We start from the raw sequence: 26614 nt of genomic DNA, 5'->3' as shown, positions 1-26614 counted from the left end.
TCAGCGTGATTGATTTCGAGTTCTTTAATTCTGTTCGGAGATTTGTAAAAACCGTGTTTAGAGTCCGTTGTGATATGGAATCGTTTTGTTTTCTTGACCGGCAATCCATTGAAACGTAGCAATTCAGCGAGCTTCTGTCGTCCCATTTTGATATTGTTTTCTTTGAGTTTAGGAGCTATTTCATGGTAGAGTTTAACAGTTCCTGTTTTTCGCCTTTCTTTTCTGATTTCTGCAACCATTTCTAGAACTGTTTGATTTTGTTCTTGCCTTTTGATGTCATCTTTTATTCTTTGATAGTAAGCCTGTTTAGTAATCCCGAGAGATTGGTATATCCAGCGTTTTTTGAAGGGTTTTAGTCCTTTAATTTTTTCTTTTTTCGCTGAATCTCGTTTGCCAATTTCTCGGGCAATAACTTTTTTGAGAGTTCCTTTCCTGTAACGCGTTCAAATTCGATGATAATGTCTTGTTGAAAGTCTTTAATACCTTCCAAATCGTAAATTTTATCACGCAAAGCTTTGATTTCGTCGTCTTTGCTTTTATATTTTTTTCCGGTCATATAATTGCTGAGTTTGTGTTGCCAATAGGCGATTGTACTTCTGGAGATATTATACTTCTTGGAAGCAAAGTTAGCAGAAATTTGTCCGTTAGCAATTTGCTGTATGACGAAAAATTTGAATTCGAAAGAAATTTCTTTGCCGTTCTTTCTTCGGCCGGGTTGATCATTTGTTAAGTCCAATGTGTATTAAAGGTGCTTAAAAAAAGGTCAACCTATTTTGGTGCGATAGATTTATCTAGATTAATTTAAACCACGAAATCTATATAATTTGTTGCATTAAATAGATTATAACTACTTTTGCAACATCAATGGAGCTAAAAGAAAAACAAATTAAGATATTGGATGTTGCAGTAGAACTTTTTAAAGAAAAGGGCTACATGGGCAGTTCCGTTCGCGATTTGGCTACAAAACTAAATATTAAAGCAGCATCTCTGTATGCACACATCCGTTCTAAAGAAGAAATCTTAGAATGGATTTGCTTTGCCGTTGCAGAAGATTTTTTCAAAGCATTGCAGGAAGTTAAAAACACCAATCTTCCACCTTACGATAAGTTGAGTTTTTTTATAGATAAGCATTTGTCGGTAGTTTTAAAAAACCGAGATGTTACCCATATTTATTCTAACGAATGGAAGCATCTTGAGGAAAGATTACCAGAATTTGTTCTTCTTAGAAAAAAATATCAGCAAGATGTGGAAGAACTTCTTTGTGAAATTTATCTAGCACAAAATTGGGAACTGAAATCTCCTGCGTTTACCACAAGATTCATTCTTCACACTCTAAACAATTCTTATTTTTGGTTCAAAAGAAACTCTGAATCTGCCACAGATATCACCTCAGAAATTAGAGACAAAATCCTTTTCGGACTTCTTGGAAATCAGAAATAACAATTCCTTTTTTAAAGAATTTCGCATTTCGGTTCTTATCATTCATCAATGTTTTTAATTTTGTTTTGGGCTAATTTTGTTTTATAAAATTTAAGCAAATGGAATTAGGAATAGGAATGTTTGGCGATTTAGCAATCGACCAGCAAACAGGAAAATATAAAGATGCGGGTATTAAAATCCGTGAAATTATCGATCAGGTAAAACTGATGGACGAAGTGGGAATTGATGTTTTTGCAATGGGAGAACATCACCGTCCGGATTATGCAGTTTCTTCGCCCGAGATTATATTGGCAGCTGCGGCGAGTGTTACCAAAAATATTAAATTGGCGAGCGGTGTAACGGTTTTAAGTTCTTCTGAACCCGTAAAAGTGTATGAAGATTTTTCGACAATAGATTTAATTTCGGATGGCAGAGCAGAGATTTTCGTAGGTCGTGGAAGTTTTATCGAATCTTTTCCTCTCTACGGATATTCGTTGAACGATTACGAAGAGCTTTTTGATGAAAAACTTGAATTATTACTGAAAATAAATTCAGAAGAAAATGTTTCCTGGAGCGGAAAACTGCGTCCTTCAATGCAAAATCAGACCGTATATCCAAGAGCAAAAAATAATGGTAAAATTCCTATTTGGAGAGCTGTTGGCGGAACTCCACAATCGGTTTTAAGTGCTGCACAATTGGGAATGCCACTTATTGTTGCCATTATTGGCGGAATGCCCATTCAATTTAAAAATTTAATTGAATTTTACAAACAGGAATATCTAAAAGCAGGATTTCCAGAATCTGAAATGCAGATTGCGATTCATTCTCATACTTTTGTAAGTGATGATAAAAATGTTGTGGAAGGCTATTTTGAAAACTATAAATCTCAAATGGACAGAATAGGAAAATCCAGAGGATGGGCTCCTTATACAAAAATGCAGTACGATGGCGGAAGAGCAAAAGAAGGCGCACTGTTCATAGGAAACAGCAATGAAGTTGCCGATAAAATTGCTTATATGAAAGAAATTTTCGGAATTACAAGATTTATTGGTCACATGGATGTGGGTGCTCCCGAAGACAGTATCATGAGAAAATCTATTGAACTGTTTGGTGAAAAAGTCGCTCCTCAGGTTAGATAAAACAACAACCTCCTTTGAAGTTTTTCAAAGGAGGTTGTTTCTATAAAAAAGATTCTGATTTTGCTTTATACTCGTTGAGTAATTCGGCAAGTTTTTTTGCAGACATCCCGTAAGTATCGGGAAATGCACCCGTTTTACCCTTCAGTTTTGAATTTTCCAGCAACTTGGGATCAATATCAAAAACAACCATTTTATTCACAAAAATATATTTCGTTCTAAAACCACTTACCGCCTGCCACGGAATAAAAGTCGTTTTAAAAAGATTTTTCATTTCAATTCCTGCAACATCAATTTTTAAATAAGAAGAATTTGGGATTAAATTGATGATGAAAACAATAAGGCAAAGACCAAAAAAGACCATATCCAAAACAGAAATCATCATATTTTTATCTAACAGAAAAATTCCCATTACAATAAACAAAATACTGATGATGATAAGTATAATACTTTTTACTTTAGATGGTTTTAAAATGATGGGTAAATTTTGCATGATGGTTCATGATGGTTTTAATGTTTCAAAAATAACGATTATAAAACAGTTTCTAAACAATTTGTATTAAACTTCCTTTTTCTTCATCTTTTACAATGGTAAGTGAGACCGGAATTTTTTCCTTCAGCTCTTCTACGTGCGAAATAATTCCCACAATACGGTTTTCTTTCTGAAGATTCATCAGTGTTTCAAATACCACGTTTACAGATTCTGAATCTTGCGTCCCAAAACCTTCATCGATGAAAAAGAAGTTTTTATCTGCTTTTGCGTTGGTCTGAACACTTTCTGCTAAAGCCAAAGCCAAACTTAAAGAAACTTGAAAAGCCTGTCCGCCAGAAAGCGTTTTTACACTTCGGCTTCTCCCTTCATTCAGATAATCTATAATTTCAAAATCATTACTTTCATTCAGTTGAAGACTGAGCTGATTTCGCGTCATTCTGTGAAATCTTACGTTTGCATGATCGCACAACTGTCTGAGATAAATGGAAGAAACATACTCTACAAAACCCGCTCTGTTAAAAAGATTTTTCATTACTTTTAAATTTTCATCGCGTTTTTGGAGTTTTACCAAATCTTTCAAAAGATTTTCTTTCTTTTTGAATTCATTTTGCAAACGTTCTATTTCCGCACTGATTTTTACCACAGAATTATTGGCTATTTTCTGTTCGTTTTCCAAATTTTTGAATTGATTTTCAATGGCTGAGAATTCTTCTTCATCGAAAGAAAAACCGTTCAGTTTATGTCGCAGTTCAAAAATGCTGTTTTTCAGCGTTTCAAACTGAATCTTAAAATTTTGAATTTTAATTCTTACATTCTGAACGTCAATTTCCTGCAAAATAATTTCCTGAATTTCTTCTAAACTTCCAAATTGATGCTCAGAAAGAGTTTTATTGATAGAATTTTTATTTTCTAAAGCTTCATTTTCTAAATCTCGAATTCTATTAACCAACTGATCAACAATCGTTTTACGTTCTGCCAATTGAGGAACGATAATTCCATTTTCTTTGCTGAGTTGCAGATAATTCTGTTCTATTTCAAGGTTAGATTGAGAGAGATTTTGGTAAACTTCATCAATTTCAGCAATCTTTCTGTCTTTATATTCTGTCCATTTTAAGGTTTTTAGATTGCCTTCATTAGTTCTTATTTGCTCTTCTTTTTTCGCCTCATCTAACCTGAATTTTTCTAACGCTTTATTGTATTGACTAAGATTATCTCTTAGGGTTGTCATATTTTTTTGCTCGGAAGAAATCTTGGTATTCAGTTCTTCAATCTGTTTCTCAATTTCAAAAGACTGACTTCTTTTTTCTTGAAATTCTTTTTCATTTTCAGCATGGAAATTGTTCCAATGGAAATTTTGATGATGTTCTTCAATATTTTTATTAATCCCTTGTACAATAATCTCTTCCGATTTCAACTGTTCCTGAAAAATCTTTTTTCTGTCGAGAATTTTTTCAATTTCCAAAAACTGTTTTTGAAGTTTTTCTTTTTGAATGTCGGTTTCTTTAGTTTGCCTAAGAATTTCGTTTAACTCGAAATTTACATCTTCAAATTTCACGATTTCCGGATGCTCCAAAGATCCACAAAGCGGACAAGTTTCGCCATCGTGCAAATCATTGGCAAAATGAGCAAGTTTCTGCTGAACTTCGAAATGACTGCGTTTTTCGGACATTTTTTTACTGAAATTCTCTAATTCTTCAATTTGTATTTGGAATTGATTTTTGTAAGTTTCTTCGTTAATTTCTAATGCTTTCAGCTCATTAGAAATTGCGTTGATTTCAGTTTTTTTCGCCTCACCTTTTGCAGTTTGATTCAGGAGTGCTTCTTCCAACTTTTTCTTATCAGAAAACCAGTTTCCAACGTGTAAAAGCAAACTAGAATCTAATTTTTGGGACTTCAAATCTTCTGCTTTTCCCGATAAAGCATTAATGGTTTCCTGAACTATATTTTGATGCTCTTCAACCTCTTTTACTTTGCTGCTGCCATTTTCAGTTCTTTTTCTCAATTCTACAATTTCCTCCGAAAACTTAAGCATCTGAAGAATTAACGCCAAATCATTTTCCTGATTTTTAGTCTGATTCAAAGCTTCATATTTTGGCTGAACCGCCGAAAGCTTATTTTTAATATTTTCAAACTGAATCTCGGTTTCCTTTAAAATTTTAAGATGACGCTCTTTACTTCTCAACTGTTCGGCAATTTCTTTTTCCAGCTTATTTTTCTCTGAAATTAGGGGAGTGAAAGCTCTGAAAAGCTTATCAAAAACATCTGTTTTAACTTCTAATTCGTCAATTTCTTTTTTTTGAGCACTAAGTTTCTCAAAATCGGATTCTTTTTGCTTAAGTAATTCAAAATCGGATTTTAAATTTTTTAACTGTTGGTATTTATTCTCAATATTTTTAAACTGAACTTTTACTTCATCAAACTTTTGCTGTGATTCTTTCAGAATATTTTTCTGCGCAGAAATTTGTTCTTCATTTACATCATCAAAACCTTTCAGCTGACCTTCCAGCTGATCGAGTTCAGATTTATTTTTATTATGTAAAAGAGAAGCATTATTTTGCAAATCGAACCTTTGGAGACCGAAAATATCTTTCATCATATTGGTACGGTCGGTTGCACCCAGCTCCAAAAATTCTTTAAACTGCCCTTGAGGAATGATGATGGTTCTTTTGAAATTCGCATAACTCAACCCAATAATTTTTTCGGCATTTGTATGGTCTAAAGGAACCCAATTTTCATTTACAGATTCATAAAAAGTTACGGTAGGTGTTTTTACATCGGTGAAATTCTTAGAATTGCGTTTAAATTCTCTCGTTGCACGAAATTTTTTATTTTCATAATTCAAAAAATCAAACTCTATAAAAGATTTGTTCGATTTTAAATTCATCATGTTATACGCACGTTTATCCTGTTTATTCAGACGTTCCGTTTCTCCGTACAGTGCAAAAGATATAGCTTCCAAAATAGAAGACTTTCCCGAACCGACAGAACCGAAAATCCCAAAAAGACCGGCTTCTGTTAAATTTTCAAAGTCAATTTTCTGGCGTTCCTGATAAGAATATAAACCTTCTAAGGTTAACTGAATAGGAATCATACGTTAATAATTTTCAATTTCTTTAAATAGATTTATTAGATCTTCGTTCGGAGCTTGTCCGTTGTTTTTAGATTTAAAATAGTCGATAAATAACGGCAGAGGATCCTGACTTAAATTGATTTCCTTCACCTCGTCATCTATAAAATCCTGATTTTTCACTTTCGGAATCAAATGGACAATTCCGTTGTGTGACTGGTAAATGAGCTTTCTTTCTTCAGCTTTTAAAAAAGTATCGCTTTTTAATGTGAGTTCAATCAGGCAATTTGGATTTTCGATGAGCCATTCCACCGAATTTTCTACAGAATTAAATGTTTTCCGGATAAGCTTTTTTCCATTCTTTAACGCAATTTTCTCATAAGAAACCTCTTTAATGGGCTCAGCTTCAATAATGGTGACATATTTTGTCTGTCCAGCCTCAGAAAAACTGTAGCAAAGTGGAGAAGAAGAATAAATTACCGGTTTTTCTGCAGTTCCTATGTTTTGGAATCCATGAAGATGCCCTAAAGCCGTATATTGTATTTGATATGGAATAATTTCTGACCAGATTAAATCTGCATTCCCAATTTTTATAGGCTTCTCTCCTTCCGGCTCCTCCAAAATTGTAGCTCCTCTCTTATTCATGTACAAATGAGCCATCAAAAGATTAATGCCCTTATCATCGCAGAATTCATCGGCTGTTTTTTTCCAGCTATCGGCTAAAATCTGATTCAATTCGGCTTCTTTATTTTCGCCAAAATATTCTTTAAGGCGAATTTCGTTGGCATAAGGTGTGTGAATAATTCTTACCGGATTGTCCTGATTTTTCAGTTTGAGTTCTATAAAACCTTCTGCCGATTGGGAAACTTCAAAAAAATCCATTTTAAAAGGCTGAATAACCGCTTTAGGATGTCCTATTAAAATAATTCCGCATTCTCGAGCCAAAGGATCCGGAGCATCAATAAAATTAGGAGAATCATGATTTCCTGAAATGGCAATAACAGGACGTTTTCCATTTAAAGACAAACGTTTTAATGTTTTATAAAAAAGTTCAACAGCTTCTACACCAGGGTTAAAATTATCAAACAAATCTCCTGCAACTAAAACCAAATCAATCTTTTGTTCATCAGCAATCTGAACAATTTCGTCCATTACCAAAATCTGCTCTTCCAGTCTGGAAAAACGGTCGAGACGTTTTCCTAAATGCCAATCGGCGGTATGAAGAATTTTCATAAAATATCCCCTTTTTCTTTTGCTTTAAAATCTTCCCGAATTTGCTTTAGGCGTGCTTTTCTTTCTGCTTCGGCGTTTTGTGTTTTACGCTTTTTCTGGTCGATTTTCTTTTTATGTAATTTTCTGTTGGCATCGGTATTCCTGCTCATCATCAATTATATTTAAAATAATTTTTATCTTTTCTCTGCTGTTCACCAATATAGCCTTATTTCTTTAAAAAAAAATACAAGACTATAATTATAGCAGAAATATCATCTTTCAAATTTACGGAATATGGCATCAATCTGTTTTGAAAATTTATTGTTTTAAAAATGAATTTTTACCTTTACACCATTATGGAAAATCAATCTAAAGATCCTCTTCACGGAAAAAGACTGGATGCCATTCTTGAAGAATTGGTAGAATATTACAATGGTTTCGGAGAGTTAGGAAAACAGATTAATATACGGTGTTTTAACGAGAATCCCAGCATTAATTCTTCTTTGAAATTTTTAAGGAAAACACCTTGGGCAAGAGACAAAGTAGAAAGTCTGTATCTGTATGTACTAAGGCAAAAGAAAAAGCAGTCTAGAAATGAAGAAAAAAACGATTAAACCTCAACCATTTTTATATAATTTGCTGCCATAAAAATCATTTCAAAAAGATTATATTTGCACTGTAATCGTGATTAATTTTCACGGAAAAAAGAAAAATATGACAATTGAAAACAATCATGTGGTAGCTGTAAAGTATATTCTTCACACTATCGAAGAAGATGGAACTAAAACTTTAGTAGAAGAAACTACAGCAGAAAATCCACTTACATTTTTATATGGCGTAGGAATGATGATTCCTAAATTTGAGCAGAATATTCTTGGGCTTAAAGCAGGTGATAAAGCAGAATTTGTTATTCAGCCTGAAGAAGCATACGGTCCTAAACAAGAAGATGCTATTGCACAGCTTCCTATAGATATGTTTGCAGAATCTGGAATTCCACCAATTGGAGCAATTTTGCCTTTATCTGACAACCAAGGAAATAATTTCCAGGCGTTTGTAGTTGAAGTAACTCCTGAAGCGGTAGTGGCAGATTTAAACCATCCAATGGCTGGAAAAGTTTTAGACTTCCAAGTAGAAGTTTTGAATACAAGACCAGCTACAGAAGAGGAACTTTCTCACGGTCATGCTCATGGAATTGACGGAAACGAAGGTCACTAAAAAAATACTTTCAACAATATGAAATGCTCGATATATCGGGCATTTTTTGTGTCTAAAAATGTAAAAATTACATCATTTTGAGTTTATAAATTGAAAAAGTCCGAGAGTTTTCCCGGACTTTTTTATCTATTTTTTTTATGAAAATATTTCTAATGTATAATTTTTACTCGAAAAGCTCTGATGTATCCAAAACAGAAACTTTTCCATCCTCACATCTTATTGCTTCTCCCGGGAAATTCTGAATCATGTGATAATCGTGAGTTGCCATGACCACCGCAGCGTGATTATCTTCGGCTACTTTTTTAAGAAGCGTCATAATTTCATTAGAAGTTTCAGGATCAAGATTTCCTGTAGGCTCATCTGCTAAAATTAAATCCGGATGATTGAGAAGTGCTCTTGCAATAGCAATACGCTGTTGTTCTCCTCCAGAAAGTTCGTGCGGCATTTTATGTTTCTTCCCTTTCATGTTTACACTAGAAAGAACCTCATTAATACGATCATCCATTTTATGTTTGTCGCTCCAGCCTGTTGCTTCAAGTACAAATTTCAGATTTTTCTCGACAGTTCTGTCAGACAGCAACTGGAAATCCTGAAACACAATCCCAAGTTTTCTTCTCAGGTTCGGAATATCAGAGGTTTTAAGCTTAGCAATATCAAAACCTACAACCTCACCTTTTCCCATTGCTAAAGGAATATGCCCGTACAAAGTTTTAAGAAGTGAACTTTTTCCGGATCCTGTTTTACCAATCAGGTAACAGAATCTTCCTTTTTTTATATTGAGATTTACATCTGTAAGTACGGTAAAGTTTTTCTGAGAAATTTTTGCGTCCTGTAAATATACAATGCTGTCTCCCGAGATATTTGAATGTGGCATAATCTTGTTTTTGTGAAACTTTTCAAAAAGCTTATTTCAGATTTTAAAAGTAAAAAAAGATACTTTACAAACCTAAAAATTTAGCAAATTTTAACAACAAAAAATGCCTGAAAAAGTACTTTTCAAGCATAGTTTGTATATTGTAACTAAAGAATTATCTTTTAGCTCTTGCAGAACTTACTGTTAAGCTTTTTCTTCCTTTAGCTCTTCTTGCAGCTAAAACTCTTCTACCGTTTGGTGTAGACATTCTTTCTCTGAAACCGTGTTTGTTTCTTTTCTTTCTTTCTGATGGTTGGAATGTTCTTTTGCTCATTACTATATGTTTAAGTCGTAATTATCTATTATTTTTTCAGGTTGCAAAGATATAGAATTTTTTATCAGATACAAATATTCGGAAGATTTTTTTAATATTTTTTGTTATATAAATATCATTTTAATCATCAAAATATTTCTAAGAGTTATTTCCACAAGAAAAAACAAATCAAAAAACTCTATCTTTGGAAACTCAAATTTAAAGAAAATGTTTACACCTGCAGAGCTTTTAGAAATTAACACCCTTCTTGTCCCTGAAAACAAAATTGTTATTCTTACCCATTACAATCCGGATGGTGACGCAATTGGCTCTAGTTTAGGTCTAAAACATTATCTTAAAGCTAAAGGTCTTGAAGCAGAAGTAGTCGTTCCTAACGATTTTCCGAAGTTTCTGAAATGGATGCCGGAAGCAAAGAAAAATATTATCGGGGAATACAAAAGAAAACTAGCATTTGAACTGATAAATGACGCAGATGTTATTTTCTGCTTAGATTTTAATTCACCTTCAAGAATCGGACTTTTAGGAGATTGGTTGATGAGAGCAAAAGCAAAAAAAATACTTATTGACCACCACCAACAACCTGAAGATTTTGATTTTGTGTATTCTGATACCATTATCCCTGCAACCTGCCAAATGGTTTATCATTTTATCGAAGCGATGGATGATGAGAAACTTGTGAACAAAGATATAGCAGACTGCCTCTATACAGGAATTATGACAGATACAGGAGGTTTCAGATTCCGTTCTACAAGTGCTACAACACACCGAATTGTTGCTAATTTAATCGAAAAAGGTGCAGATCCTTCCGTTATTACTTCCAATACACTGGACACGAACACCGTTTCGAGAATGCATTTGCTGGCTTTAATTTTAGGACGGATAGAAGTGGTAAATAATGGCACAGTAGCTGTTTTATATCTCACCCGAAAAGAATTACAAGAATATGGCTTCCAAAAAGGTGATACGGAAGGTTTTGTGAATTACGGACTCAGTATTTTAGGGGTAAAAATGGCCGCATTTTTCATGGAAGACTTGTATGAAGATTTCATCAAAATTTCTTTCCGAAGTAAAGAAAATGTAGACGTAAATCAGTTTTCAAGAAAGTACTTCCACGGGGGAGGTCATATTAATGCTGCCGGAGGAAAATCTCATGAAAACTTAATGGACACTATCGAAACCTTTAAGGAGAAAATTGCAACGGAAGAAGAATTATAAAGAACTACCTGAAGTTTGCTTAAATCCTCAGAAGAAGAATTAGGAATTACGGCTGTAACCTTTCTCCTCGAGTTCTTTACAAGTATATTCGTAAACTTCACTGAACATTACATCCAAAAGTTTTTTATTGAACAGGCTGAATTTTGTCATTTTCGGAGGATCCAAAAATATATCACAGAATTTCACTTTAGAATAAACAGATTTTGCAATGGCTAAATGTAAAATTCTGTCGAATTCTTTCATTAAGCTCATATTTTCTAATCCATCATAGCTTATCGAATTAACATGTGAACCTATGAGAAAATCACATTTATCGACAATAGGCTCAATGGGAAGATTATCTAATACGCCACCGTCTACATAAATTTTTTCGCCAATTCTTACAGGTGGTAAAATGAAGGGAACGCTGGATGATGCCAAAAGCGGAGCAAACAATTCTCCTTCAGAAAAGAAATCTACAATACCATGAGTCATTTCTGTGGCAGCAACATAGACCGGAATTTTCAAAACCCTGAAATCGTTTTCCGGAAAATAATCCGTAAACAGTTTCATAATAAATTTAGAACTAAAAATTCCGTTTTTGGAAAGCCTTAGAAAAGATCGAGAAAAAAATGTAGTTTGCTTTACAATTTCTAACATTTCATCCGGAGTTTTTCCCAATGCATAAAATGCAGCCACCACAGAACCCGCACTGGTACCCGAAATTATATCCGGCTTTAAATTATATTCTTCCAAAGCCATCAAAACGGCAATATGGGCAATCCCACGCATTCCGCCACCTGAAAGTGTAAGTCCTATAATTGGCTTTTTTGTCTTGAACGAAAATATTCCCATTAGATTTCAACTTTACAGAAGAGATTAGAGCGACTTACTAAGGTTCATCGCATTCAGAATCTATTTTTATAAAAAGATTTTCAAATTCTTTATTCATTTTTTCGTCCTGTGCAGGGCGTTCTATCTGAGCATTGGCACAATTCCCCCATCCAAAAGTAATTAAATCTATTATCGCATAATCTTTCCAGTTAGGTTCTTTAAGATGAGTTTCAAAATCGTTCATTATTCTTTCGGGATCTGCATTCGATTTGCTTGCTTTTTCACGAACTTTTCTCCATTCTGAAATTATTACATCATCCGTAGAATTCAAAGCTGAAGCAAAATTTTTGCACTTTCCAGAAAACTTACTGTTCAGCAAAACCGACGGATCCGAATACGCCGCCATCTGCAGTTTTTCTTTTTCATATTCCTGATGTAAAGCATTATATCTCTGCTCTTTAATCTTTTGCCAATAAGTATTATCTACTATTTTTAATTGATTATAAAGCTTTTTCTTTTCTTCAAAATCCTTATCTAATTTTGCTAATATTTTTTCTTTATTTTTTCTAACTTCCGAAAGACTGTTTACATTAAAAACCGATGGAGTATTGAAACTTACTCCGCCCAAATGATAACACAGTTTATAAGTATCTTCAAGCTGTTCTACGGTATATTTTTGAGGATTGAAATACCCTTTATTGTCGCAAAGTTCGGTCTGAAAACTAAAAACTTCAGTTGTACTGCTTTTTATGACTGAAGAGTCTTTCGTCACTTTATTTGACACAGAAGACACAACAGAATCTTTATTATTTTTAGTTAAAGAACTTTCTTTTTTACATCCTACAAAAGAGAGAATGATTACTGAGTATGAAAAAACACCTATAAAAAACCTCATCACAAAACTAATTTTTTAGGTAGATGATGAAGAAGTTCGGTATTGATTATTTCCGCACAAATACTTGGCTTTTCCCAATGCCCATTATGTCCGCAATCTAAAATATAAGATTTAATATTGGTTCTGTCGGGAAGATTTTTCATCACAAGTTCTGTTTTAACGGCGTTATCGTGTTTCCCGGCAATTACGAGAATTTTAGCTTCAAGATTTTCTAAAACTTCTTTTCTGTCTGGTCGTTCTACCATCCCTTTTACACATGCCAAAGCACCGAGATTATTTGTAGACAGAGCAATTTCTAATGCGTTTTCTATTTTCCCTTCCAAAACATCCAATTCATTAGGATTAAACAGATTAGGAACCCCTGCTCTTGCATAATGAGCAAATGCATCTTTTATAATGCGGTAACTTTTTTTACGCTGTTCTTTTTTCTGCTCATCATCCGCTAAGAATGTTGAAAAAAATAAAGTTAAACTTTTTAAACTCTCAGGAAACTTTTCTGCAAATGCCAGCGAAACATATCCTCCCATGGAATGCCCCAAAAGATGAATATTATCTATTTTCTCATGATCTAAAACTTTTTTTACCTCATCCGCCATCAGTTCCATTGTATGGACTTCTGCTAAAATTTCAGATTTTCCATGACCGGGAAGATCTATCTTTAATATACTAAAATCGCTGGAAAGATTCTTTTCTACATCAGACCAAATTGAACTGTTCTCCATAAAACCATGAAGAAGAACCAATATCTCCTTTCCAACTCCTTTTTTTTCAAAATGCAGCATTATTTCCTTTCTTTAAAAGTGAATATCAATATAATCAACAAAACCCGAACCATTTACCATATCCTGCAAACGGTAAGTTTTCCCGCCATCCTTGGACATGAATGTCTTTTTGCCTTTTCTGGTGTAAGGTTTTCCGTTGTCGTTATCAGAAATTTTTTGAGTAATTTCTCCGGTAAAATTCATGTGCTTAGGCGAAACAATTTTTACAGAGCCATTCATTTTCAAAGAGTTTTTTCCTGACTGAATGTTTCCAGAAATATGATAGCTATCTCTTTCACCGGTAATTTTATCAAAATTTACTGTTCCGGACATTTTATTGTATCCTTCACTTTCGTAACTAAGTCTGTGGCTGCCGCTGAAATCTTTGAATCTGTTGCTGCTGTTTAGAATCTTTATACTATCGTTATAACGAGTACGAGCTGCGTTTATAGAGTCTACTTTCTCACTGTCTGTTTTACCAATATTGGAAGAGGCCTCTTTTTTCGAACACGAAACCACTACTGCTACAATAAGGGTTGAGTAAAATATTTTTTTCATTCAGTATTGAAATTTCCTCAAATTTAATTAAAAAAAAGAGCATTTTAAAGATGCTCTTTTAAATATTGTTTAATTTTTTTTCTTAAGTTTTATATTTTTTACACTCCCAACTTAGTGTACAATAATGAGTTTTTCGGATAATACGACTTTTCCCGAATTTTCTGCTTTTACAATATAATTTCCATTTTTAATTTGTGAAATATCAACAGAAATATTTTCCTGATTATATTTTTGAGATAAAATAACCCTGCCGGAAATATCATAAATAGTTACAGCTGTTCCCATTGGTAAATTATTTATTTTGAAAAAGTTTTTGGCAGGATTAGGATGAATAGAAATTCCATTCGCAATAGCACTTTCATTGACACCAAGAACCGAATTTAGTATTACAATCCAAAAATCTCGAAACCCATGATTTCCTGTAACATCTCCAGAATTATTATTGGTATCGGATTCACCCGCGATAACTACACCTCCATCTGATGACTGAATAAGAGAATATGGAAATTCTGATCCGGAACCTCCTAAACATTTTTGCCAAATGAAATCTCCATTTTGGTTCAGTTTTACCAACCAGTAATCTACAGCTCCGTTATTACCTATTACATCTCCATCTGATGACGGACTATATCCGACAGCCATATAATTTCCATCACTAAGCTGAATAATTGACTGAGCTCTATCATAAGCACCTCCGCCCAATGTTTTTTGCCATTCCAGATTTCCTGCGGAATTCAATTTAATAATCCAATAATCATTTCCTCCATTATTGAATATAATATCACCATTTTGCGATTTGGTATCTCCGGCTACAATATACCCACCATCCTTTGTCTGTTTTACTGAAAATGAAAGATCTGCGGCACTTCCTCCAAATGCTTTTTCCCATACAATATTTCCTATTGAAGAAAGCTTTACTACCCAAACATCTGCTCCACCTTGTGTATTGCCGGATCGATCTCCTGAAGATGATGATGAAGTATCTCCAGTTACAATATAACCACCATCCGAAGTAAGATCTATATCATACGCTTTATCGTCACTTAGTCCGCCAATAGATTTTTGCCATTGGATATTCCCTGTACTATTCAGCTTTAATATCCAATAATCCATATTATTTCCATGAGAATTTGTTATATCTCCTGAAACTGAGTTCGAAAACCCCGCCACCACATAACCACCATCGGGTGTTTGTTTTATTGCATTTGCCCGATCATTTCCAGGACCGCCATATGTTTTCTGCCATTCTACATCTCCATTTGCATTCAATTTTACAATCCAATAATCTGCAGCACCTTTATTAACAGTTATGTTGCCATCGGAAGAAAAAGTAAATCCTGCAACGATGTAGCCACCATCCGAAGTGTTCCTAATAGATGTTGCCTCATCCTCTCCGGAACCTCCATAAGATTTTTGCCATTGCAAAATTCCCATTGTATTTATTTTTACTACCCAAAAATCAAAATTCCCATAATTTACGGTAAGATCTCCTTCATAGGATTTAGATTTTCCTGCAACAATATATCCACCGTCGGGAGTTTGAACCACAGATCTTGCAGACTCTTCAAAGCCACCTCCAAAAGATTTCTGCCATTGTATTGTAGAATTTTGGCTTTTTGCTACAACAGGAAGCAGAAGTAATAAAAAAAGAAAATTAAAATACTTCATACGCAAAAGGATTAATATTTTATTCAATGATATTATTTTGAATTTAAAAGTGATTTTCTATTTACTGATTATTAATTTTTCTGAGAAAACAAACGTACCATCTTTCTTCTTAACACCCACGATGTAAGTTCCGTTGGTAAATTCTGATGTATTGATTTTTATTTTTTCAGTGTTATGATATTCTGAAAAAACTTTTCTTCCAGAAATATCGGTAACATCAACAAGAACATCTGCAGGAAGATGATCCAAATAAAAGAAATTTTTTGCAGGATTGGGATACATCAGAATCTGATTAGTATGTATAGATTCTGAAACAAATAGCTGTTCAGGATTTAATTTAACCACCCAAGCATCCATAGCTCCGTGATTACCAGAAACGTCACCAGAATTAGACATTGTATAACCCGCAACAATATAACCATTATCCGGAGTAACTTCAAGAGACGAGAAAGCATCAACATCAATTCCTCCTAAAGTTTTCTGCCAAACTAAACTTCCTTGTGAATTTAATTTTACGAGCCAAAAGTCCTGAATACCATGATTACCCGTTACATCTCCATTATTGGATACCGTCCATCCACCAACAATATATCCGCCATCTGGCGTCTGACGAACTTCCTGACCATTATCGTGAGCATTGCCCCCAAAATACCTGCTCCATTCTATTCCTCCCGCACTATTTAGCTTTAAAACCCGGTAATCCGGAACTCCAGATTCAGAATTGAGTGTGGTAGCTCCTGCTACAATATAGCCACCATCCATTGTTTGCTCTGCTGAGTAAGAAATATCGTCGAATAAATTACCAATAGATTTTTCCCATTCTAAATTTCCCAAGGAATTCAATTTTATAATCCAGTAATCTGAGCCTCCAAAATTTTGAGTAACATTTCCATTGGAAGAATTAGTATAACCTGCAATAATATATCCTCCTTCTGAAGTCTGCCGAACCGACATTGCCACATCCTCGCCGCTTCCTCCTAAAGACTTTTCCCATATAATATTCCCAGTAGAATTGAGTTTTACAATCCAAAAATCAGAATATCCATGATTAGCACTAACATCACCATTATTAGAAGATGATGAACCCGCTACGATATACCCTCCATCGGTTGTCTGCTGAACAGATTGAGCGGAATCATTACTTGTTCCACCCAAAGACTTTTGCCAAATCAGATTACCCGTAGAATCTAATTTTACAATCCAAAAATCATTATTTCCATGACTATTACTAATGTGTCCATTATTTGATTTGGAAGTTCCCGCTACAATATATCCACCATCAGATGTTTGCTGAACAGAATTTGCATAATCATCTCCACTACCTCCATACGATTTTTGCCATTGGATAGTTCCAACAGAATTCATTTTTACAATCCAATAGTCTACTCCGCCAAAATTCTGGGTAACATCGCCATTTACAGAATTAGAACTTCCCGCAACTATATAACCTCCGTCCGAAGTAACTTTTATAGAGTTTCCTGTATCAGAATTACTCCCTCCAAAGCATTTCTGCCATTGGATAGCCGGACTTTGAGCGTAAGCAAGTGATAGAACAAAAAGAAAAAAAAAGGAATTGAGATATTTCATAAGCAATAGAATTACTACATATCTCAAATGTAAGTATTTTTACCTTAACTATCGTTTAGTTAAGCATTTAAATCTAAAACACTTTAGACTTCAAAAACAAAGCAGATTATTCGGCTACGTTAAGTTCAATCTGAATATCTCGTTGTATTTTTTTCAGAGAAGAATATTTAGCATCACAAACTTGTGTTGTTAGAATATATTCTCCTTTTTCAACCATTACAAAATTCTGTCCTCTTGCCGGAACTTCTAAATTATAATATTTGCTGCCACTTATTTTTACGATAAGATTGCATTTAGATTTATTTTTAATATTGATATACGCTTCCTTATCATTCGGATCATTATTAAAAATATGACTAAGCATTGAAGCTGTTTTTTTACCTTGCTCGCTGACCTCGGATTTCTTATTACTTCCCGCAGAAGCCAGACTTACATTCTTTTCTGAAGAAGTTTTATTTGTAGCAAAATTCTTACCTTTATTCAGTTCGTTATTGCTTACAATTTTTTCAATCTTATCTTTGCTTAAAGGTTTTATGGTTGGTTTGGCTTCGATAGAATTATCCGCCATGATGATATTAATTAATCTTCTCTTTAGAGCATCAGTTTTTTCGTGACCTGGATTTTGCTTAATAAAACCTGCGATAATTCTTGGTTCGTTACTGGTTTCAGCTTCTTGTAATGTATAAATAATAACCGTTTCTTTTTCTGCAACTACCTTTGCTTTCGAGCCTGTCTTTTTCTTCTTCTGTGCTATACCAAGACTGAAAACACTTAAAAATAAAATTAGAAATATTTTTTTCATCAATTGAATTTTAAATTTCATTAAATATATACTATAACGTTAAAAGTGATTTTTTTATTTTATCATTAAAATCATTATCTTTGCACGGTTCAAAAATAAACTATTAAAATTAATCATAATTTTAAAATAAAAACAATACATATTATGTCTTATTCACCAGCTGCTGCAGATGTAGCAAAATTGAGAAACCAAACAGGTGCAGGTATGATGGACTGCAAGAAAGCTCTAGCGGAAGCAGAAGGAGATTTCGAAAAAGCAGTAGACATCCTTAGAAAAAAAGGTCAGAAAGTTGCTGCTAACAGAGCCGACAGAGAATCTACTGAAGGAGCTGTAATCGCAAGAGTAAACGAAGACAGTACTTTGGGTGCTATCATCTCTTTAAACTGCGAAACTGATTTCGTTGCTAAAAATGAAGCATTCATCGAACTTGCTTACGAATTGGCAGAAATGGCAATTTTCGCTGCAACTAAAGAAGAATTATTAGCTACAGATTTCCACGGAATTACTGTTGCTGAAAAATTGGTTGAGCAAACAGGAGTAATCGGTGAGAAAATTGAAATTGGTGCTTTCGAAAGAATTTCAGGACCATTCTTGGGTGCTTACATCCACGCTGGTAACAAAATTGCTGCTATCACTGCACTTTCTGCGAATGTAGAAGGAGCTGAAGAAGCTGCAAAATCTGTTTCTATGCAGGTTGCTGCAATGAACCCTATCGCGCTAGACGAAACTCAGGTTTCTCAGGAAACTATCGACAAAGAATTAGAAATCGAAAGAGAATTGTTAACTAAAGAAGGCAAGCCTGCAAACATTATCGACAATATCTTAAAAGGTAAAATGCAGAGATTCTACAAAGACAATACTTTAGTACACCAGTCTTTCATTAAAGACAACGGTATTTCTGTTGCAGATTACGTAAAATCTGTAAGTGGAGATCTTAAAGTAACAGGTTTTGTAAGAGTAAGCTTGTAATTTTTTTCAATTTTTGAAAATATAATCCCGATGAAAATTTCATCGGGATTTTTTTATAGAATTCCACAAAATAATGTACCACATATAAATTTATCAACTTCGGAATATTAACATTTATTAAATCTGAAAAAATTACGTAAAATTTTGATTATTAATACTTAAATTTGTCGCCCTTAAATTTAGGTATGAAAAGAATTCTATTATTAATCTGCACATTTTTTTGCTTATTATTCCAAGCACAGTTAGATACAGAACACTGGTTTGCCCCGATGGCTTCCAAAGCCGGAAGTTCTGGTCTTGAAGGCTATTTATATCTTTCTACAGATGAAACTACACCATTTACGGTACAGATTTTTAATAATAATAATTTATTTACTTCCGTTCAGGTAAGCAAAGGAAATCCTGTAGAGGTGAACATCCCTAGTAATTTTTTAATTACCACCAATCAATCCAATCTTTTTACACCTAACTCTATGGGGTTAAATGTAAAAGGAACAAAAAGATTTTTTGCAAATTACAGATTTTCACTTCAAAATCATGCAGAAATAATTACGTCTAAAGGTTTAGCCGGTTTAGGAACCAAATTCTTTGCCGCTCCAATACCGCTTACAGGTTCACAGACATACATAAACTCAACAATTGGTATAACTGCTACGGAAGATAATACTAATGTCGTTGTTTCAGGATACAACCCAAATGTTGTTTTCTCTAACGGAACTTCTTCGCCAACTAAAACATTCACCTTAAATAAAGGGCAGTCTTATATACTAGACGCAGTAAGTGCTGATAGTCCTTATAATTTAACAGGATTGGTAGGTGCAAAAATTGAATCTACAAAGCCTATATCGGTTACAAATGGTAATTTCAACGGAATTTACACCTATTTAAACTTTACCAATAATGATGTTTTGATGGATCAGTCGGTTCCTGTAAACAGATTGGGAAAAGATTTCATTTTGGTGAAAGGAAATGGAAACGTAAACAACCAAATGGAAACGGCACTTATTATTGCTACAGAAGACAACACTCAAATAGCATTTAATGGAGCTGGAATAGCTACAACATTGAATACCGGACAATATTATATGGTTCCTACCAACTATTACATCAACCAGGGGAACGGGAACTACAACATGAGCATTAGCTCAAACAAAAACATCTATGTTTATCAGTTACTTGCGGGTATCATGGGTAGTCCTTCCAATAATGAATTTGCTACCGGAGGAATGAATTTCATCCCGCCTCTAAGCTGTTTTATGCCTAATATGGTTGATGAAATAGGATTTATCAATAAAATTGGAGGACAATCTTTCAACACCAAACTCAATATTATCACCCAATCCGGAGCCACGGTAACTTTAAACGGAGCACCAATAGCCGCCAACAACGGACCGTATCCTGTAACCGGAAATCCCAATTGGGTAACTTATTCGGTACCGAATGTTTCAGGAACTATTTCTGTAAATTCTACCAAATCTGTTACGGCAGGTATTGCAGCAGGAAGTGGAGCTGTAGGTTATGGAGGATATTTTGCAGGGTTTTCTTCGGTTCCAGCAATATCCAAAACAGGCGACTGTTATGCAGGAATTCTATTACAGGTAGATAATTCTTACGATTCTTATCAGTGGTTTCTGAATGGAAATCCTATTCCGGGAGCAACTTCTTATTCTATTAACCCGGAACTTCACGGTGCTGGAAATTATACTTGCCAAGTCACCAAACTTAACTGTGAGACCAAACTAACTTCAGTGTACGCTTATACACTTTGCCCACCAATAACTACTACTACCTACAATATTGGATCGTGTAATACTAAAACCATTACTCCTGCTTTTACAAATTCAACACAAACTATCGTTCCGTCGCTTACTGGAATTATTCTTCAGCCAACATCGGGTACTGCAACTGTTAATCCTATAAACGGGCAAATTACTTATACTCCCAATAATAATCTTACAGCCAACACGACAGATACATTTATTTATTATATTCAAGGAAACGGTAATCCTTTTGATTTTGAATATTTTAAAATCATCATTAACACCAATATTCTTCAAACCAATAACGCAAGTTTGGTTTCTTGTACCAATTCTTACGGAAACGGAACTTTTGATTTAACGAGTGCCAATACTACATCCAGCACCGGATCTACATTCAGTTATTACACTAACCCAAATTTAACCGGGCAGATTACCAACCCCGCAAATTATAACGGTCCTTCAGGAACTATTTACGCAAATGTGACTTCATCTTTTGGATGTACAAAAACAGCACAGATTAATTTAACGGTAAATCCTTCGCCTAACATCAACACTACAAATTTCAATGCTAATCTATGCGACGATAATTTAGATGGAATAATAGATGTGATTTTTTCCACGGTTACGCCACAAATAGTTACCAATTCGGGAAATTTTATAGTAAGATATTACCTGAATCAGACAGATGCAAATGCAGGAAATAACAACACACTGCCCAATAACTGGACTTATACTACCAACACATCTGTTTTTGTAAGAGTAGATGGAGTTAACACCAATTGCCCTCCAGCTTTTGGACAGATTAACTTTTCTATAGGATCGAAAATATCTTTATCTACATCAGACTATTCTATATTGGTATGTGACACCAATTGGGACGGAACAGAAGTGGTAAATTTGAATACTTTCAAAAATAATTTCACCACAGATCCAGCGGTAACACTTAGCTTTTACAGTACTTATGCTGATGCTCAAAATGCTGTAAATACCATTGCTGCAACTCAGACCATAGCTCCTTCGCAAGTTTTTTATGTTCGTTTTCAAAAATCGGGCGTTTGTTCTAACATTGCCAAGCTAACGGTATCATTAGATCAACTATCAACTTCTAATGCGACATTATCAGCTTGTTCCATCAGTACCGGAACAGCAACTTTCAATCTAACTACAGCAGTCGTTACTTCAACTCCGGGTGCAATGGTATCATACTTTTCAGATGCTGCACTTACAACACCTATTACAACGTCTTCAAACTATAACTCTACAGGCGGAACGGTTTACGCTCAGGTTACCTCAACTTTTGGATGTACAAAAACCGCACAGATTAATTTAACAGTAAATCCATTACCTAATATCAATACCTCAAATTTTAACGCAAACCTTTGTGATGATAATTTTGATGGAATAGTAGATGTGAATTTTTCGAACATTACGCCTCAAATCGTTACAAATTCGGGAAGTTTTATAGTAAAATATTACCTGAACCAAGCTGACGCAAATACAGGAAACAATAACACATTACCCAATAACTGGACTTACACAAGTAATACGACAGTATATGTAAGAGTGGAAGGAAATAATACCAACTGTACCCCTGCTTTAGGACAGATTAACTTTAAAATTGGCAGCCGCTTAAACCTAATTCCTAATAGTGGTTCTTATGATATATGTGATAGTGATTTGGATGGTACACAAAATATCAGTCTTAATGATTATAAAATCTTTTATACTACAGACCCTTCTGTAACAGTAACATTTTACAGTACATTGGCAGATGCTCAATCTGGAACTAATACGATTTCACCAGCACAGAATATTTCCGGAACAACAACATTTTATTTAAGATTTACAAGCAGTACTGCATGTGTAAATATTGGTAAACTAATCATTAATTTAAAACCTCCAAAAAAATCTGAAGTTCTTAAAAATAAAATTGTCTGTGCAAATGAAAAGACTTTATTAGATGCAGGAACAGGGTTTACTTCATATTCTTGGAGTACAGGCGCCACTACCCAATCTATTACCGCAGGAGAAGGTATTTATTTTGTGGATTTAGGATTTAACGGATGCGTTTACAGACAGACAGTTACAGTAGCTCCCGCTCCTCTCCCATCTATCAACAGTATTACAGTTACAGGAAACACTGCTACAATTAATGTAACTGGCGGAACAGCTCCGTATCAATATTCTTTAAACGGAATGGATTATCAAAGTTCCAATGTTTTTACCGGTTTGGTGAGAGGTACGTATAAAGTTTATGTAATTGGAAAAGATGGTTGCGAACCTGTAACAAAAGAGTTCTTGATTATCAATTTAATTAATACCATTACGCCAAATCATGACGGAAAAAATGATTATTTAGACTATTCTGATTTAAAAATAAAAGAGCAGGTAAGTATTGAAGTGGTAGACAGATACGGTGCAGCGGTATACAAATCTGTGGGGAAAGATTACGTCTGGGACGGAAGAATTGGAGGTAGAAATTTACCTACAGGAACCTACTGGTATATCTTGAAATGGATAGAACCAGATACTAAATTACCAGTTTCGTATTCTGGATGGCTTTTAATTAAGAATAGAGAATAATTTTTTATTTTTTTTTATGATTTATTAAGAATATATTAATATTTATATTAATTTTGTAGAAATCCTAATTCTTTAACTTATGAAAAGATTTCTACTGAGTTTAGTATTAATATTTCTATCTTTCTCTTCTCTCTTTGCCCAAAGAGATACAGAGCATTGGATAGCGCCATATTATTACTCGACATCGTACACTCAGGCTTTGTATTTATCTACAGACTCTGTAACACCATTTCAGGTAACAATTTATAGTAATAATACTCCTTTACCTAATGGAGTGGTTACGATAAGCAAGAATAATCCTGTTGTTTTTCCGGTACCAGCAGGAACGGTATCTACCAATTCCAATTCGGAAGCCTTTAATGTTATTAACAAAGGAATGTATCTTAATGGTGCAAAGCCATTTTACTGTACATTAAGAATGGTAAGCAGTACCACTCACGCAGAAATATTAACAAGTAAAGGTAAAGCAGGTATTGGTAATAAGTTTTATGTAGCCGGAACTCCTTATGATGGCTCTACTGATAGTCTTTACAATTTCACAGCGGGTGTATTGGCAACAGAAAACAATACAGTAGTTACTGTTACATGGACTGGAAGTATCAGTTTCTATGGTGGAGGTGTTCCGCCAAGTAACACTAAAACATTCACACTTAATAAAGGACAGTCATTTATATTTGCAGGTAGTGGTGATGGTACATCACCATTTACAGGTGCTAAAATTGTATCTAATAAACCTATAACCCTTACCAATGGAAACGTTAATGGTAATTTTGGAAACAATCCTTCAGGTTCAGATGCTGTTTTGGATCAGTCTGTTCCTGTCGAAAGATTAGGAAGCACTTTTGCAATGGTAAGAACAAGATCTACCAATGACGATTTAGAAGGTGCTATTATTGTAGCTACAGAAGATAACACACAAATTTTCTTGAATGGGTCTAATATTCCTGCTGCTACAAAAAATGAAGGTGAATGGTTTAGAGTAACAGGAGCTAGCTATATACAGCAAGGAGGTGCGTCTTCCAATCATTATAACATGTTGGTTTCTACTTCAAAAAATGCGTATGTATACCAATTGGTATCTGTTCTAAATAGTAATGCAACATGTGGGTTTAACTACATACCACCTTTAAGCTGTTTCTTACCTAAGAAAATTGATGAAATACCACTTATTAACGAAATGCCTTTGGGTACAGGAAGTACGAGTACTGTTCCGTCTGGCGTAGTTATTAAACTAAATATTTTAACTGAAGCAGGTGCAAATGTTACCGTAAATGGAGTTGCACCAACTGCAGCACAAGGGCCTTTTCAGCTTACAGGTAATACCAACTGGGTAACATACGGAATAGAAGGAGTTACAGGTAACTTAACAATTCAGTCTACAAAAGCTGTAACCGCAGGAATCAATGGAGGATATTCAACTTCTGGATATGGCGGTTATTTTGCGGGATTCTCCTCAATTCCTATTATTGCAAAGCAAACAGGAGACTGTATTCCAGGAATTATTTTAGAAGTTGATGACAGCTACGACACGTATCAGTGGTATTTAGAAAGCACTGCTATTCCTGGAGCCACTTCAAATACTTATACTCCTACGGTGGCAGGTAACTATACTGTAAAAGTAACAATGGGTACATGTCCTCCAGTAACTACACCTGTATATAAAGTATTTAAATGTTTACAACAAACTAATAAAACGATATACATCTGTGGAGCTAAAACAATTACTCCAACATTTACAAATTCTACTCAAACGTTATCTCCAGGAAGTGTTACAATTATAACACAACCCACAAAAGGTACGGCAACAATTAATCCAAGTACCGGTGTTATAACTTATATGCCTAATACAGGGAATACTCCTGGTACACAAGATGTAATCGTTTATAAATTCTGTGGAACAGCTCCAGAGTTTGTAGATTGCGAAGAAGTAACTTTAAATTTAATGCTAGTACCATTTGTATTAACAGACAGAACAGTATATGCTTGTAAATATTCTGGAAACGGATTTTTCGATCTGACTTCTGCAAATGTTACAGACAATACAGTACCTACTACCAAAAAGTACTATCCTACTTTAGCAGATTTAAATGCTGGTACAAACCAAATTACGAACCCTTCAAATTATTTTTCAGCTGCTGGTTTTGTATATGTGTTTGTTACAACCAATGAAGGTTGTGCTGGTATTGCAAAAATCACCTTAGATTTTTACCCAACACCAGTAGTTAAAGATGCTAGTTTAACGGTTTGCTATATTCCAAATAATGAAACAAAAGGAGCTTTTGATCTAACTTCAGCGAATGTAACTTCCGAGACTCCGGTAACTAAAAAATATTACCCAACATTTACTGATGCAAGCAACGGAACCAATGAAATTACTTTAAATTCAACTTTGTATATTTCTGCAAATAGCACAGTATATGTAAGAGTATTTAATTCTAACAACTGTTATGCAATTGCAAAAATCAGTTTAAATGTAACTCCACCAAACAGATCTACAGTATTGAAAAATAAATATATCTGTATTAATGACAGAACTACTTTAGATGCAGGACCTGGATATCAGTCGTATTTATGGAGTACTGGTGCAACTACACAAACATTACCCGGTGTAGGAGTCGGAGAATATTGGGTTACCTTACAAAGTAACGGATGTTATGTGACACAATTGGTAAGCGTGAAAAAAGCAGAGGATCCGGTAATCACCAATATTGAAATATCAAATAACTCGGCAACTGTACTTGTAAACGGAGGAACAGCTCCATATAAATATTCTTTGGATGGAACCAACTGGCAAGATTCAAATGTATTTACCAATCTATCTAGAGGGCAACATAAGTTTTTCGTAAAAGATTCTTTTAACTGTGCCCCTATTTCAGTAGAACTTACAGTACCAAACTTGGTAAATGTTATTACTCCAAATGGTGACAAAGTAAATGATTATATTGACTATAAAGAATTAGCATATAAAGAAAATCTTACCTTTGTAGTGTATGACAGATATGGAAATATGGTCTTTAAAGGTGATAAGTTTAACAACTATAAATGGGACGGAACTCACCAAGATAAAAAAATTCTTACGGGAACTTATTGGTACCACATTAATTGGAATGAGCCAAATGCGGCTAAAACCCCAATTAAATATTCCGGATGGATTTTAGTTAAAAACAGAGAATAATTTTAAATGATAATGAAAACAAAAATACCACAATGTAAAAATTGTGGTATTTTTTATTAATAATGAATTTATTTATTGAAAAACAGATTTAATACAAAT

The 26614-nt window shown here is 34.3% G+C and carries 22 protein-coding genes and 1 pseudogene; 8 read left to right on the top strand and 15 right to left on the bottom strand.

From position 1 onward, the window contains the following. Together IV513_RS04105 and IV513_RS04100 are read right to left on the bottom strand one after the other, a co-directional pair. A pseudogene (locus IV513_RS04105) lies at window positions 1–239 on the bottom strand (IS3 family transposase); the annotation flags it as partial. Window positions 240–352: 113 nt separating this feature from the next. Beyond that, window positions 353–736: a helix-turn-helix domain-containing protein gene (locus tag IV513_RS04100; RefSeq protein ID WP_209389236.1), complete on the bottom strand. Its 384-nt coding sequence runs from the start codon at window positions 734–736 to the stop codon at window positions 353–355. A gap of 128 nt (window positions 737–864) precedes the next feature. On the opposite strand from IV513_RS04100, the gene IV513_RS04095 reads away from it, so the two are divergent. Continuing rightward, window positions 865–1440 (top strand): TetR/AcrR family transcriptional regulator, encoded by a 576-nt coding sequence (locus IV513_RS04095; RefSeq protein ID WP_209389235.1) that lies wholly within the window; start codon window positions 865–867, stop codon window positions 1438–1440. A 98-nt stretch (window positions 1441–1538) separates the two neighbouring features. After that, window positions 1539–2558, top strand: coding sequence for an LLM class flavin-dependent oxidoreductase (locus IV513_RS04090; RefSeq protein ID WP_209389234.1), 1020 nt, complete (start codon window positions 1539–1541; stop codon window positions 2556–2558). Window positions 2559–2598: 40 nt separating this feature from the next. On the opposite strand, the gene IV513_RS04085 is transcribed toward IV513_RS04090, so the two are convergent. Genes IV513_RS04085 through IV513_RS04070 form a run of 4 tightly spaced genes read right to left on the bottom strand, consistent with a single transcriptional unit; the run spans window position 2599 to window position 7500 of the window. After that, on the bottom strand, window positions 2599–3048 hold the full coding sequence (locus IV513_RS04085) for a PH domain-containing protein (protein ID WP_209389233.1): 450 nt from the start codon (window positions 3046–3048) through the stop codon (window positions 2599–2601). A gap of 52 nt (window positions 3049–3100) precedes the next feature. Then, complete coding sequence (locus tag IV513_RS04080; RefSeq protein WP_209389232.1) at window positions 3101–6139, bottom strand: AAA family ATPase; 3039 nt, start codon at window positions 6137–6139, stop codon at window positions 3101–3103. 3 nt (window positions 6140–6142) lie between these two features. Beyond that, window positions 6143–7348 (bottom strand): exonuclease subunit SbcD, encoded by a 1206-nt coding sequence (locus tag IV513_RS04075; RefSeq protein ID WP_209389231.1) that lies wholly within the window; start codon window positions 7346–7348, stop codon window positions 6143–6145. Continuing rightward, window positions 7345–7500 carry a hypothetical protein gene (locus IV513_RS04070; RefSeq protein WP_209389243.1) on the bottom strand — a complete coding sequence of 52 codons (156 nt, stop codon included), beginning with the start codon at window positions 7498–7500 and terminating at the stop codon, window positions 7345–7347. Before IV513_RS04070 ends, IV513_RS04075 begins: the two co-directional genes overlap by 4 nt. 183 nt (window positions 7501–7683) lie before the next feature. Here IV513_RS04070 and IV513_RS04065 point away from each other — a divergent pair, with 183 nt between their 5' ends. Both IV513_RS04065 and IV513_RS04060 read left to right on the top strand, forming a co-directional pair. Continuing rightward, a complete protein-coding gene (locus tag IV513_RS04065) occupies window positions 7684–7941 on the top strand; it encodes a VF530 family DNA-binding protein (protein ID WP_209389242.1) in 258 nt (85 codons plus the stop codon). Window positions 7942–8041: 100 nt separating this feature from the next. Beyond that, complete coding sequence (locus IV513_RS04060; RefSeq protein WP_209389230.1) at window positions 8042–8542, top strand: peptidylprolyl isomerase; 501 nt, start codon at window positions 8042–8044, stop codon at window positions 8540–8542. Between the two features lie 163 nt (window positions 8543–8705). Here the strand turns inward: IV513_RS04060 and IV513_RS04055 are convergent, their stop codons facing one another. Both IV513_RS04055 and rpmH read right to left on the bottom strand, forming a co-directional pair. After that, the gene (locus IV513_RS04055) at window positions 8706–9416 is read right to left on the bottom strand and encodes a cell division ATP-binding protein FtsE (RefSeq protein WP_209389229.1); all 711 of its coding nucleotides are present in this window, start codon (window positions 9414–9416) and stop codon (window positions 8706–8708) included. A gap of 154 nt (window positions 9417–9570) precedes the next feature. Next, a complete protein-coding gene (gene rpmH / locus IV513_RS04050; RefSeq protein ID WP_034679005.1) occupies window positions 9571–9729 on the bottom strand; it encodes a 50S ribosomal protein L34 in 159 nt (52 codons plus the stop codon). Window positions 9730–9936: 207 nt separating this feature from the next. On the opposite strand from rpmH, the gene IV513_RS04045 reads away from it, so the two are divergent. Next, entirely contained in the window at window positions 9937–10944 is a 1008-nt protein-coding gene (locus IV513_RS04045; protein WP_209389228.1) for a bifunctional oligoribonuclease/PAP phosphatase NrnA, read from the top strand. Between the two features lie 39 nt (window positions 10945–10983). On the opposite strand, the gene IV513_RS04040 is transcribed toward IV513_RS04045, so the two are convergent. The 7 genes from IV513_RS04040 to IV513_RS04010 all read right to left on the bottom strand — a co-directional run bounded on the left by IV513_RS04040 (window position 10984) and on the right by IV513_RS04010 (window position 18028). Further along, a complete protein-coding gene (locus IV513_RS04040; protein WP_209389227.1) occupies window positions 10984–11778 on the bottom strand; it encodes a patatin-like phospholipase family protein in 795 nt (264 codons plus the stop codon). Window positions 11779–11815: 37 nt separating this feature from the next. Then, the gene (locus tag IV513_RS04035) at window positions 11816–12655 is read right to left on the bottom strand and encodes a hypothetical protein (RefSeq protein WP_209389226.1); all 840 of its coding nucleotides are present in this window, start codon (window positions 12653–12655) and stop codon (window positions 11816–11818) included. Continuing rightward, window positions 12652–13434, bottom strand: coding sequence for an alpha/beta fold hydrolase (locus IV513_RS04030; RefSeq protein WP_209389225.1), 783 nt, complete (start codon window positions 13432–13434; stop codon window positions 12652–12654). The genes IV513_RS04035 and IV513_RS04030 overlap by 4 nt, the downstream gene beginning before the upstream one ends. Before the next feature lie 12 nt (window positions 13435–13446). Then, window positions 13447–13971, bottom strand: coding sequence for a hypothetical protein (locus IV513_RS04025; RefSeq protein WP_209389224.1), 525 nt, complete (start codon window positions 13969–13971; stop codon window positions 13447–13449). A 111-nt stretch (window positions 13972–14082) separates the two neighbouring features. Next, window positions 14083–15666, bottom strand: coding sequence for a T9SS type A sorting domain-containing protein (locus tag IV513_RS04020; protein WP_245168850.1), 1584 nt, complete (start codon window positions 15664–15666; stop codon window positions 14083–14085). A 30-nt stretch (window positions 15667–15696) separates the two neighbouring features. After that, a complete protein-coding gene (locus IV513_RS04015; RefSeq protein ID WP_209389223.1) occupies window positions 15697–17226 on the bottom strand; it encodes a T9SS type A sorting domain-containing protein in 1530 nt (509 codons plus the stop codon). A 106-nt stretch (window positions 17227–17332) separates the two neighbouring features. Beyond that, entirely contained in the window at window positions 17333–18028 is a 696-nt protein-coding gene (locus IV513_RS04010; protein WP_209389222.1) for a DUF6759 domain-containing protein, read from the bottom strand. Window positions 18029–18172: 144 nt separating this feature from the next. Between IV513_RS04010 and tsf the strand changes: the two genes are divergently transcribed. From tsf to IV513_RS03995, 3 genes are all read left to right on the top strand, one after another. Continuing rightward, entirely contained in the window at window positions 18173–18997 is an 825-nt protein-coding gene (tsf, locus tag IV513_RS04005) for a translation elongation factor Ts (RefSeq protein WP_209389221.1), read from the top strand. Window positions 18998–19182: 185 nt separating this feature from the next. Then, the gene (locus IV513_RS04000) at window positions 19183–23340 is read left to right on the top strand and encodes a gliding motility-associated C-terminal domain-containing protein (RefSeq protein ID WP_209389220.1); all 4158 of its coding nucleotides are present in this window, start codon (window positions 19183–19185) and stop codon (window positions 23338–23340) included. 79 nt (window positions 23341–23419) lie between these two features. After that, window positions 23420–26515 (top strand): gliding motility-associated C-terminal domain-containing protein, encoded by a 3096-nt coding sequence (locus tag IV513_RS03995; protein WP_209389219.1) that lies wholly within the window; start codon window positions 23420–23422, stop codon window positions 26513–26515. Window positions 26516–26614: the final 99 nt, after the last annotated feature.

It is taken from the genome of Chryseobacterium sp. RR2-3-20, assembly GCF_017808115.1.
In the GTDB taxonomy this organism is placed as follows: Bacteria; Bacteroidota; Bacteroidia; order Flavobacteriales; family Weeksellaceae; genus Chryseobacterium; species Chryseobacterium oryzae.
Note: the sequence above shows the minus strand (reverse complement) of the source record. Positions and strands in the feature narration are given on the sequence as shown.